The organism is Empedobacter sp. UBA7248 (assembly GCF_002472945.1).
GTDB lineage: Bacteria > Bacteroidota > Bacteroidia > Flavobacteriales > Weeksellaceae > Empedobacter > Empedobacter falsenii_C.
In genome coordinates, this window is the sequence record NZ_DKSU01000008.1 from 376,513 (window position 1) to 389,428 (window position 12,916).

Annotated in this window: 10 protein-coding genes; 5 read left to right on the top strand and 5 right to left on the bottom strand. The window is 32.7% G+C overall.

Going from position 1 to position 12,916, the window contains the following annotated elements; all coding sequences use genetic code 11:
- Window positions 1–53 precede the first annotated feature (53 nt).
- From B4A23_RS08815 to B4A23_RS08830, 4 genes are read left to right on the top strand one after another with little or no spacing between them, the layout of a single operon-like run.
- Entirely contained in the window at window positions 54–683 is a 630-nt protein-coding gene (locus B4A23_RS08815) for a TetR/AcrR family transcriptional regulator (protein ID WP_180905117.1), read from the top strand.
- Window positions 673–1,968 (top strand): TolC family protein, encoded by a 1,296-nt coding sequence (locus tag B4A23_RS08820; RefSeq protein WP_291119102.1) that lies wholly within the window; start codon window positions 673–675, stop codon window positions 1,966–1,968. The genes B4A23_RS08815 and B4A23_RS08820 overlap by 11 nt, the downstream gene beginning before the upstream one ends.
- 11 nt (window positions 1,969–1,979) lie before the next feature.
- A complete protein-coding gene (locus B4A23_RS08825; protein WP_038332984.1) occupies window positions 1,980–3,173 on the top strand; it encodes an HlyD family secretion protein in 1,194 nt (397 codons plus the stop codon).
- Window positions 3,174–3,194: 21 nt separating this feature from the next.
- Window positions 3,195–4,766, top strand: a complete 1,572-nt coding sequence (locus B4A23_RS08830; RefSeq protein ID WP_125349612.1) for a DHA2 family efflux MFS transporter permease subunit — start codon at window positions 3,195–3,197, stop codon at window positions 4,764–4,766.
- Window positions 4,767–5,002: 236 nt separating this feature from the next.
- Here B4A23_RS08830 and B4A23_RS08835 read toward each other — a convergent pair whose 3' ends face one another.
- Complete coding sequence (locus B4A23_RS08835; RefSeq protein WP_291119105.1) at window positions 5,003–5,704, bottom strand: DUF6261 family protein; 702 nt, start codon at window positions 5,702–5,704, stop codon at window positions 5,003–5,005.
- Between the two features lie 494 nt (window positions 5,705–6,198).
- Here B4A23_RS08835 and B4A23_RS08840 point away from each other — a divergent pair, with 494 nt between their 5' ends.
- Window positions 6,199–7,716, top strand: a complete 1,518-nt coding sequence (locus tag B4A23_RS08840; protein WP_291119109.1) for an AAA family ATPase — start codon at window positions 6,199–6,201, stop codon at window positions 7,714–7,716.
- 90 nt (window positions 7,717–7,806) lie between these two features.
- Here the strand turns inward: B4A23_RS08840 and B4A23_RS08845 are convergent, their stop codons facing one another.
- The 4 genes from B4A23_RS08845 to B4A23_RS08860 form a co-directional block, all read right to left on the bottom strand.
- Window positions 7,807–8,457, bottom strand: a complete 651-nt coding sequence (locus B4A23_RS08845; RefSeq protein WP_291119112.1) for a phosphoribosylanthranilate isomerase — start codon at window positions 8,455–8,457, stop codon at window positions 7,807–7,809.
- An 89-nt stretch (window positions 8,458–8,546) separates the two neighbouring features.
- Window positions 8,547–9,638: a peptide chain release factor 1 gene (prfA, locus tag B4A23_RS08850; protein ID WP_115001678.1), complete on the bottom strand. Its 1,092-nt coding sequence runs from the start codon at window positions 9,636–9,638 to the stop codon at window positions 8,547–8,549.
- Between the two features lie 106 nt (window positions 9,639–9,744).
- Complete coding sequence (locus B4A23_RS08855) at window positions 9,745–11,931, bottom strand: glutamine synthetase III (protein WP_286500165.1); 2,187 nt, start codon at window positions 11,929–11,931, stop codon at window positions 9,745–9,747.
- 488 nt (window positions 11,932–12,419) lie between these two features.
- Entirely contained in the window at window positions 12,420–12,833 is a 414-nt protein-coding gene (locus B4A23_RS08860; protein ID WP_038332961.1) for a DUF4293 domain-containing protein, read from the bottom strand.
- Window positions 12,834–12,916: the final 83 nt, after the last annotated feature.

The window sequence follows — 12,916 nt, forward strand, 5'->3', positions numbered from 1 at the left end:
TTTTTAAAATTAATTAAACGTTTGTTTAACTTTGCGCGTTCAATTTTTATAAGATGGAATTAAGTGAAAAGCAAATAGAAATTTTGGGCGCGGCTGAACGAGTTTTTGGAAGACGTGGAATTGACGCTGCAAGTGTTCGTGAAATTGCAAAAGAAGCAAACATTAACATTGCGATGATTAGCTATTATTTTGGATCGAAAGATAAATTGGTCGAGAATTTATTTAGTTGGCGTATCTCAACTTTCAATGAATCACTGGCTTCGATTTCTCAAAATTCAACACTTTCTCCATTTGAAAAGTTACAGTCAATCCTAAAAGCTTATTTGAATAGAATTTTGGATAAACCTGAATTTCATCGAATTATGGCAAGAGAATATTCGAAAAGAGATTCTATTCTTGAGATTGACAACAAAGTCAATGAGCTGAAAACAATGAATTTAGAATATATCACAAATATTATTAGTGAAGGATATTCTGAAGGCGTTTTTAAACGAAAAGCTCCTGCCGAAGCTGTTGTAATGGTAGTTATTGGCGGAACATCTTATTTGATTTTGAACGAAAAAACATATATGAAACAATGGGGATTATCTTCTCATGAAGAGTTTACAGAACATATTCATGAAGAATATTACCCTTATTTAATAGATTCTTTAAAAGCAATTTTACTATACGATGAAAAATAAAATTTTCTTACCGATTTGTTTAGTTGTTGCTACTTTCGCTCATGCGCAGGAAACCAATGTTTCTTTGCAGGAAGTTATTCAACAAAGTTTGCAGAACAACAAATCTGTGAAAGTTGCCGAAGCTGCCAAAAATACAAGTGAGTATAAAGTACAAAGCGCTAAAAACAATCGTTTACCAGACATTTCGTTGAGTGGACAATACATGCATTTGTTTACGACAACAAATGTAGACATCAAACTTCCGATGCAATCTTCTGGTGGAGGAATGGGAGTTGAACCAAATCAATTATTATTAGGACAAGCAAGTGCTTCTGTTCCTGTTTTTGCTGGATTTAAAATTAAAAATGCAATCAAAAGCAGTGAATTGATGGTTGATTTATCAAACTTACAAATCGAAGCAACAAAAGAAAATGTAGTTTGGCAAGCCATTAATTTATATTTTGGATTGTACAAAACGCAACGTTCTATCGATGTTTTGAATGAAAACTTGGTGAGAGCAAATCAACGTGTAAAAGATTTTCAGAACTTTTTGGATAACGGAATCATCGCAAGAAATGATTTGTTGAGAGCTAAATTGCAAGCATCGAATGTGCAAGTTGCAATTGATGAAGCCGAAACACAATACAAAAACATTAATTACAGATTGAATTTATTGACTGGACAAGACGAAACTAAAATCGTTCATGTTGATAATGTGGAAACTTTGAAAACTATCAATCAAAATTCTCAAGATTACGTCAATCGTACAGATGTTAAATCATATGATGTAAAAAATCAAATCGCTGATAGTCAAATCAAAATTGCAAAAGCAGCTTATTACCCTCAATTAGCGGTTTCTGCTGGATATATTGCAATGGACATTGACAAAGTTGCTTCGGTTACAAATGCGACAAATATTGGTGTTGGATTGAAATATGATTTGTCTTCTTTGTATAAAAATAAAGCGGAAGTTGAAATTGCAAAAGCTCAGAAATTAGAAAATGAGATGCAAAAAGAAACGACAATTGATAAAGCAAAAGTTGAAATGAACGAAGCTTTTCAAAAGTATGATTTAGCAAAAAAGAAAAATAATGTTTACAAAGAAGCTGTAGAACAAGCGAACGAAAACTACAGAATTGTAAAAGATAAAAATGACAACGGATTGGCTGATACAGACGATTTATTAGAAGCGGATGTACAACAATTACAAGCAAAAATCAATCAAGTTGTGGGAGATGCTGACGAACAATTAGCGATCTACGAATATTACTATACTACAGGAATTTTATTAGAAAACGTACAATAACACCTCTCGATATGGAAGAAAATAATCAAGAAAAGAAAAAAATAAATTCAAAATTTATCATCGTTTTAGGAGCATTAATCATCCTTGGAGGTGGATATGGAGTTTACAAATATTTACACGGACAAGCGCACGAAATTACTGATGATGCGCAAATTGAATCAAAAATAACACCTGTTATCCCTAAAGTTTCAGGATACATTCAGAAGATCTTAGTAGAAGATAACCAAATGGTTCACAAAGGTGATACATTAGTTGTTTTGGACGGATCTGAATTTGCCTTGAAATTACAACAATCTCAAGATGCTTTATTACAAGCAGAAGGTCAATTAGGTGTTGCTCACGCAGGCGTTTCTCAAGCTGGTGCAGCAATCGGAGTAACAGAAGCTGGTGCAGTTGCAGCAAATACTACAATCGAAACAGCTCAAGCAAGTGTTAATACAGCTCAGGCAAATGTAGAAGCAGCAAAAGTACAAGTTTGGAGAACGAAAAATGATTTTGATCGTTACAATAAATTATACCAAAATCAATCGATCACAAAACAACAATACGAACAAGCTTTAGCAGCAAAAGAAACAGCCGAAAAACAATTACGAATTGTACAAGAACAATTAGGTGTTTCTCGTGCTCAATTAGCTTCTACAGCAAAACAAGCACAAGCTACAGCAAAACAAGTAAACACTTCGAAAGCGCAAGCTGATGCTTCTAAAGCACAAATTAAAGTTGCAGAAGCAGCAATTGGTCAAAGCAAAACAAACATCGATAATGCAAAATTATATTTGTCTTATACGTATGTAATTGCGGCTGAAGATGGACAAGTTTCTAAAATTAATTTACAACCAGGACAATTGGTTCAAGCTGGTCAATCTTTGTTTAATATTGTAACTACAAATAATATTTGGGTTGTGGCGAATTACAAAGAAACTCAATTAGAAAAAATTAGAGTTGGACAAGAAGCCATCATCAAAGTAGATGCATATCCAAACCACGAATTCAAAGCGAAAGTAACGTCTTTATCTCCTGCTACAGGTGCTAAATTTGCGTTATTACCTCCAGATAATGCGTCTGGTAACTTCGTAAAAACAGTTCAACGTCTTCCTATTAAAATCGAATTTATCGATCAAAAAGACGAAATGTTGAAAATGATTCGTCCTGGTATGAACGTGGAAGCTGATATTCTTTTAAAATCGAATACTTCTGCAAAGTAATAACACCTATTCAGAAAAATTATGGAAGAAAATAATTTAGTTGAATATGGTGCAAGACGTGTAATCATCACCATTACCGCCATCATGTGTGCATTGCTAGAGATTGTTGATACAACAATTGTTAACGTTGCAATGAACGACATGAAAGGTAGTTTGGGTGTCTCTTTAACTGATATTGCGTGGGTGGTTACCGCTTACGCAATTGCCAACGTAATTGTAGTGCCGATGACCAGCTGGTTGTCGCAACAATTTGGACGACGCAATTATTTTGCGGCTTCGATTATCATTTTCACAGTTGCCTCATTTCTTTGTGGAAATGCAACAACATTGTGGGAAATTATCTTGTTCCGATTTATACAAGGACTTGGTGGTGGAGCGCTATTGGTAACTTCGCAAACCATCATTACCGAAAGTTATCCGCCCGAAAAACGTGGTTTAGCGCAAGCTATCTACGGAATGGGAGTTATCGTTGGTCCTACGCTTGGTCCGCCTTTGGGAGGTTATATTATTGATAATTGGTCTTGGCCATATATATTTTACATCAATATTCCGATCGGGATTATTGCAGTATTGTTAACGATATCATTTGTTCGCAGTCCAAAATATGCAGAAAAATCAAAACTAAGCCAAGTCGATTTCTTGGGAATTATTTTGTTAGCCATTGCAGTGGGATCGTTACAATATGTGTTAGAGCACGGACAACAAGACGACTGGTTCTCAGATTCGACAATTGTAACCTTGAGTATTGCAAGTTTCTTCGGATTCATTTTATTTGTTTGGCGAGAATTAGTTTTCAAACATCCGATTGTAAATTTACGTGTACTGAAAGATAGTAACTTGGCAGTTGGTACTATTTTATCCTTCATCTTAGGATTTGGATTATATGGATCGACATTCGTTATTCCAATTTATACACAATCAATCTTAGGATGGACAGCGACTGATGCAGGTTTATTATTAATTCCTTCATCGTTGATGACTGCTTTCATGATGCCAATCATCGCAACAATGTTACAAAAAGGTGTACCACCAAAATATATGGTTGCAGGAGGATTCTTTATCTTTTTCTGTTACAGTTTTTGGTCATACAAAATCTTAACACCAGACACAGGTTCTGAGCATTTCTTCTGGCCATTAATTGTACGTGGAGTTGGATTGGGATTATTATTTGTACCTGTTACCACACTTTCACTTTCGAGCTTGAAAGGGCAACAAATTGGTGAAGGAGCTGCCTTTACAGGAATGATGCGTCAGTTAGGAGGATCTTTTGGTATTGCGATTATTACAACATTTATTTCTCGTTGGACAGTTGGACACCGAACAAATTTAGTTTCGCATCTTGATACATCCGATTTTGATGTACAAAAACATATTCAGAATTTACAAATGAGCTTCGTGAGCAAAGGTTTTGCCCCAAATGAAGCATTAAACAAAGCCTACAACCTACTCGATTTACAAGTTACTAAACAAGCAACTGTATTAACGTACATGGATGTTTTCTTGTATTTGGGTGTAGTTTTCCTAATCTGTATTCCGTTTATTTTGTTCTTTATCAAAAAAGGAGCAGGTAAAGTAATCAGTGCAGGACATTAATCAGAATAATTATTTTTAGTATTTCAGGTTTTTTATAAATGTAAAATCCATCTCAGTTCTTGAGATGGATTTTTTTTGTTTCACATAATCTAAATTTTGAATAAAATTTCGTCAGTTCGAGTGATTATTAGAAATGCATTAAAATTGTATCAAAACCTTAATTCTACACTCCCCTAACCCCTCTTAAGAGGGGAATATTATCCTCTTGAGGGGATTATAGGGGTGTTTAAAATATCTTAATTTGGATTCTCCCCTTTATTAGTAAGCAACGAACTATTCTTTGCTGCTTTCACAATTTCGTTCAAATCGTGGTACAATTTTGTCCAATCAGATACATCTTTCATTGCTGTAATTAGATTGAGGTAAGATCGCAGCACTTGTTCCAATTCTTTTCGAGTAGATGAAGCACTAGCAATTTGGCGCAAATCTCCGTTTGCCTCTGCTTGTTGCGCAAATAATACCTCGAAATCTGTATGCTTTGTTTTCAGTTCAGTAAAAGCCGTTGCAAGCGCTAAATTTGTGAGACGTTGTGTGTTTTCAGGCTTTTCTAATTCTTCGATAAGCTTCTTCAATTGTGCTGTTTCGGCAGAATAGCTCAATCGGTCCAAATCCAATCCAAACGTTTGGAAAACTTTGTACAAAGCTTCCGCATCTTGATAGTTTGCAACAGAAGTTAATTTACGGTAACCATTCAGGAAAGCCTTCATGTTACTAAATGCAACATCTCGCTCTTTATCAGCTGTCGCCACCTCTTTCCCTTTTCCACTGTAGGTCAACTTTGTGTATACCGTATCGTAGTTCTCATAACTCGCAATAAGCGATGACAACAAAGGGTGATTCTCTACAATGGTATAATTTCCACTTTGAGAAGAATTAATAATGCGTTGCGCTAATGTTGCCAGATTTTTTGTAGATAATTTTGATAAATTTACTTTCATAATAGGTAGATTAAGTATTTATAATTCATTTATTGTTAATGTTTTATAAATATAATCAATAAATCTTAAAATTAATAATGAGAAAACATTACAAACAGACTTGTTTGAAATTAAATCTTCTTGGTAAACATTACAAACAGACTTGTTTGTAATCAAATCTTCTTGGTAAACATTACAAACAGACTTGTTTGTAATCAAATCTTCTTAGCAAACATTACAAACAGACTTGTTTGTTATAAAATCTTCTTGACGAACATTACAAACAGATATGTTTGTAATTAAATCTTCTTGGCGAACATTATAAACAGACTTGTTTATAATAAAATCTTCTTGCAAACATTACAAAAAATGAAACTTTAACTATTATTGTTAATGTTTATATTTGTGAAAAATTTAAAAAAAATGCTGACATTTTTTTTACAAAACTAAGCGATGTTTTGTTTCGCAATAAATAATGTTAGCGGCAATTATAAACCATTTATAGAAATAATATAATGCCTAGAAAAAAGATTAACCCAAATAGAGATAAAAATAGTATTGACAATTTAGACTTGACAGTTGAAAATAATTTTCCGAAATTTCTTAAATCCATTAAATTAGAACCTTTTAGACATATACCCTCTTTAACAGTTAATTTTAATCATCCAATTTCTGTTATCTCTGGTACAAATAGGTCTGGTAAATCAACTATATTAATGGCGATTGCTTGTAGTCATTTTAATTTCATTAAAAGAAATCCTCAAAATGGAAATCTTGACAGACATACTTGGAGTTCTTTGATGCAGATAACGAATAAGGATATACAGTCAGAAGATTGGACTTATTACATAACATATAAAACAGGAAATAAAATTGAAACTAAGAGAGGACAAAGAAAACATACAACAAAAAAATGGAATGGAATTGGAAAAAAAGAAAGTCAATTTAAATTTCGAGATGTTGTATTCATAGACTTAGATCGTATATTACCTGCTAGAAATTTTAGCAAAGTAATCTTTAACAAAACTAAGTCTGTTAATGAGCATACTATTTCTTTAAATAATTCTGAAATAATAGAAGAATATTTGTCTTATATTTTAGAAGAATCTTTTGAATTAAATAAACTTGCTACTTATCAAGATAAAGATATATTTAAATACAAAAATTCCAATCAATATTCGAGTTACAATGCAGCAACAGGTGAAGAAGTATTAACTAAAATTATTATTGATGTTGTTGAAGCTAATAAAAACTCTTTAATTTTGATAGATGAGATAGAAATTGGCTTACATCCAAAAGTTCAAAGAAGATTGATTGAAGTTTTATATAATATTTCTTGGAATGATAATAAGCAATTCATTTTATCCTCGCATTCGCAAACAATTCTTTCAAGCCTTCCAGATATTTCAAGAATTTTCATAGAAAAAGACTACTCAAATAACTTTAAAAGCATTCAAAATATTAGTGTTAATGCCGCATTATCTAAGATGGACTCTGTTTCTTATCCACTAATTGACTTATATTGTGAGGATGATATTGCTGAAAAAATAATTAAAAAAATTCTTTCAAGTTTGCAAACTAATAGTAACCTAACCAATCTTTCAGATCTAATAAATATTATAATATCAGGATCTGCAGATAAAACATATAACTACTTCACTGTACATAAAGAAACATATCAGTATAAAAAAATAAAAACTGGTTTCGCTTGTATTCTGGATGGAGATATGAAAACTAGATTTTCATCAGAAGAAAGTTTATTTTATCTCTACTCAGACAAAAGTCCTGAACTTTTTTTAGCAGAAAAATACCAAGAGGTAAATCCTAATGGAACATTAGAATACCACATTAATAATTCTGATAATCATTGCCTATTTGATAAAATGAATGAATTAGGAATTGGAAGTTCTAAAGATGAGGCTTTTAATTTATGTTGGGATGTATTCAAAGACTCGACCGAGGGTATCGAACATATAAACGAGTTAGAAAATTTTGTAAAACAAATGTTGCAAAAATATTCTCCTGAATTATAAAATGACTTCTTATAACATCAACTAAAACAACGAGATTCAATAAACTAAACAATCCTTGTCAAGATTCAAAACTTTGACAAGGAGGTTTTTCTAACTATTAACTGCTCTAAAAAAAGCTTCTAATTTCTTTTCGTCTAATTTTCCGTCAGTTCGTACACCACTGCAAATATCAACACCAAAAGGTTGAACAGCGTTAATCGCTTCTCGTACATTATCAGGATTAAGACCTCCAGCCAAAAATAGAGGAATGTTAATTTCTTCTCTAATTTTTTTGCTAATCGCCCAATTGTGTGTGCGTCCTGTTCCGCCCAATTCTTTTACTTGCAAATTCGGATTGCCACTATCCAACAAAATAGCATCTACAAACTGTGATTTCTCTACCGCTTCCTTTACCGAATTTTCATCAATCACATGAATCACTTGTACTAACTTTACCCAAGGTAATTCGTTTCTCAAAATTTGATATTCTTCGTTTTTCAGCTCATCTACCAACTGAATTGTATTCGTATAAACTTTTTTATAATGTTGAATAATCGCTTCGGCAGTTGTTTCACTTGTTAGTAAAAACGACGCTAATGTTGGCGGAATAGTTTTAGTAATATCTTTGATTAAATCATCACCAATTACTCCAGGTCCACTTGGCATATTACCTACTAAACCTAATCCATTCGCTCCATATTTTATTGCTTGTTGTGCTTCTTCTTTGCTACTAATACAACAAATTTTAACTCTTGTTTTCATCATTTGTTTTATTCTTAATACTCTAAATATATAAAAAAACACCTCAATTTCTTGAAGTGTTTTGTATGATCTAAGATTTAGAATTGATTTTAGAAATCTTCTTCCGAACCTTTTAATTTTTCTGCATTTTCTGCCATTTTCAATGCATCAATCATTTCTTGAATATCCCCATTCATAAAGTTATCCAAATTATAAATTGATTTATTGATACGATGATCTGTTACACGTCCTTGCGGATAGTTGTATGTACGAATTTTAGCCGAACGGTCACCAGTCGAAACTAATGATTTACGTTGAGCAGAACGTTCTGAATGTTTTTTCTCGAACTCTATTTCATACAATTTCGTACGTAATAATTGTAACGCTTTTTCACGGTTCTTATGCTGAGAACGCGCTTCTTGACAAACAATTACAATTCCAGAAGGTTTGTGCGTTAATTGAACTTTCGTTTCAACTTTATTTACATTTTGCCCTCCCGCACCAGACGAACGTGCTGTTTGATACTCCAAATCTGCTGGATTAATCACTACATCAACCTCCTCTGCTTCTGGTAAAACCGCAACCGTAATCGCCGATGTATGCACACGACCTTGTGATTCTGTTTCAGGAACACGTTGTACACGGTGAACACCCGATTCGTATTTCATTGTTCCGTACACTGCATTTCCTTCTACTTGCATCACCAACTCTTTGTATCCTTTTCCAGATGCTTCAGAAGTATTTAAGACTTCGTGTTTCCATCCTTTTTCTTTGAAATACATTGAATACATGCGGTAAATATCTTCTACGAAAATCGCTGCCTCATCTCCTCCTGTACCAGAACGTAACTCGACAATGATGTTTTTCTCATCTTCTGGATCTTTTGGAATCAACATCATTTTGATTTCTTCCTCTAAAGGCGGAATCGCATTGATTGCTTCGTCTTTTTCTATTTTAGCTAACTCAACCATTTCTGCATCAGAACCATCTTGAATAATTTCGTCTGCTTCCTCAATTACATTGATTAAGTTTTCGTATTGTTTTTGCATTTCAACAAAGTCTTTCAAATCAGAATATTCTTTGTTTAATTTCGCATAACGAGTTTGATCTGTTACGATATCTGGTTGGATGATTAAATCTGCCACCTCATCGAAACGTTGTTTGATTGCTCTTAATTTATCTAATAGACCTAAATCTGCCATATACTTTTATTGGATTGCAAAGATACAATAACTCAAGGGATTCAGAAAATTTGAATAAAAAAAACCGATGATTTCTCATCGGTTTTGTGTTTTATTGTTAAAAATATTATCTCGTAAATAATAATTCTCTGTATTTTGTTAAAACCCAGAATTCGTTGTCGACCATTAATTCTAACTTATCAGCATGGTAACGAATTTCATCATAATATGGTTTTACTTTATCACAATAAGCATGTGCTCTTTCTTCTAAAGATTCAACCACATTTGCTTCTTTACGTGCATCCATCATTAAGTGCAATTTTGCATTTAATTCGTTTACATGCATCGAAATTTTCTTCAAAATGATTAACTGCTCGCCTGCATATTCTTCATAATCATCCCCAAAAATATCTTTGAATCCTTTAATGTTTTTGATCAATATATTTTGATATTTGAAAGCTGTCGGAATAATATGATTTCTCACAATATCACCTAAAACACGACCTTCAATCTGAATTTTCTTGATATAATCCTCTAATTCGATTTCGTAACGTGCTTCAACTTCTGTGTTGTTCATTACATTAAGTTCCGAGAATAAATCCAATGATTTTTGAGAAACTTTTGCTTTTAAAGCAGATGGAGTTGTTTTGTGATTTGACAATCCTCTACGAGCCGCTTCTTCTTCCCATTCTTTGCTGTATCCGTCACCTTCGAATAATATATTCTTTGTTTCTTTAATATATTCACGTAAAACATTGAAAATTGCTTCATCTTTTTTCAAACCTGTTTCAATCAACGCATCAACTTCTTTTTTGAAATCGATCAATTGTTTTGCTACAATTGCATTCAACGTTGTCATAGCATTTGCACAGTTTGCAGTCGATCCAACAGCGCGGAACTCGAATTTATTTCCTGTAAAAGCAAATGGAGAAGTTCTGTTTCTATCTGTATTATCTAATAAAACATCTGGAATTTTACCTACAACGTTTAATTTTAAATCAGTTTTTTCTTCAGGAGATAATTTCCCCGTCGAAACACCTTCTAACTCTTCCAATACTTTTGTCAATTGTTGACCAATAAAGATCGAAATAATTGCTGGTGGCGCTTCATTCGCACCTAAACGGTGATCATTAGAAGCAGAAGCGATAGAAGCACGTAACAATTCCTCATAAATTGAAACTGCTTTGATGGTATTAATAAAGAACGTTAAAAACTGTAAATTGCTGTTTGGCGTTTTTCCTGGTGCTAATAAATTTACTCCAGTATCTGTTGCCAACGACCAGTTATTGTGTTTTCCAGATCCGTTAACTCCTTTGAATGGTTTTTCGTGGAATAATACTTTAAAATGATGACGCTCACCAACTTTTTGCATCACATCCATTAACAATGAGTTGTGGTCAACTGCTAAATTCGTTTCCTCGAAAATTGGCGCTAACTCAAATTGATTAGGTGCTACTTCGTTGTGACGAGTTTTTACAGGAATTCCCAACAACATACATTCATTCTCCAAATCGCGCATATAATTTAAAACACGCGTAGGAATCGAACCAAAATAATGATCTTCTAATTGTTGACCTTTTGCCGAAACATGTCCTAACAACGTTCTACCAGTTTGTAAAATATCTGGACGAGAAGCCGCTAAAGCATCATCAATCAGAAAATATTCTTGTTCCCAACCTAAAGTCGGCGTTACTTTTTTCACATTTTTATCGAAAAACTTAGCCACTTCTGTAGCTGCTTCATCAATTGATAAAAGTGCTCTTAACAAAGGTGCTTTGTTATCTAAAGCTTCTCCTGTGTAAGAAACAAATACTGTCGGAATACATAATGTTGTTCCGAAAATAAAAGCTGGTGAAGTTGGATCCCAAGCGGTATACCCGCGTGCTTCAAATGTATTACGAATTCCTCCATTTGGAAAAGAAGACGCATCTGGCTCTTGTTGAACTAATAATGAGCCACTGAATTTTTCTACAGGATCTGCTCCATCAAATGAAGTTTCGAAAAATGCATCATGTTTTTCTGCTGTTGTTCCTGTTAATGGCTGAAACCAGTGCGTATAGTGTGTTACACCTTTGCTCATCGCCCATTCTTTCATACCTAAAGCAACAAAATCTGCCATTTTACGGTCGATTTTTGTACCATAATCCATTGCAGAACGAACGGCTTTATACGCTTCTGAAGTTAAATGTTGACGCATTGCTTTGTCATTGAAAACATTAATTCCAAAAATTTCTGATTTTTTCCCTAATTCAGGAACAGCTACCGGCTTGCGATTGCTTGCGGCTTTTAATGCTTCAAAACGAAATGATGTCATAAGAAAATTACTTTGTGTTGTTTTATGATGCAAAAATAAATAAAAATTAAACACAAAACAAAAACACCCCCTAATTTTTTAGGGGTTAAATTAAAATTTAATCACAAATAAACTCAACACCCCTTTGTTTTAGTCAAAATTTTTAAAACATCAGTATAAAATTAATTTTCATTTAACATTCGAATAATTTTTGGAATGATAATTAGATAAACTCAGCGTAATTATAAAGATTTTATCAAAAGAAGATTTTTATTGATGTTGTCTAAACTTTTTTTAAACACATAGATACATAGAAATAGATAAGTTAGTTTAGAAATTAATCGTTCTTTATCTTCTATAAAAACGATTTGTACATCTAATATTATTTATGAACTAAAAAAGCTATATATCTATGTGGTGATTTTAAGTATAAATTTAATAAAACGAAAAAAGCAGTTTCAATTGCTTGAAACTGCTTTTAGACACTCATAATATAAAAAGTTTTTGGTCTATCTGAAACGGTCTACTGATTTTACAAGATCATCATCCTTCTTAATCAAACGATTGGCAATTGACAGAAGCACAATCGAAGCTAAAGGAACTAATGCCCAAATACCTTTCTCAGAATTTCCTTCTCCAGGTAATGTTAATAGACAATATACAAAAGAACCAATTAATAAAACATTCAAAATAATGTTTAACCATCCTAAGCTAATTTGTAACTTACGTTTTTTGAAAAACATAATGGTTAAAAATGAAATTAAAGCTGATGAGAAAAAGGCTAACGAAAAAATGTAATCTCCTTTCTCCGGATTTTGTAACCAATTTAATGGAATATCAAACAGCTTATCAAAATTCATGGCGAATATACTCGAAATTATTCCACTTAAGAATAAATATATACTTTGCTTTCTTTGAATCATTTCTTAAATTTCGAATACAAATGTAAAAAAACTTTTTGAGTTTTTATAATTATTCGTACTATTGCATTAATAAATCTCAAATT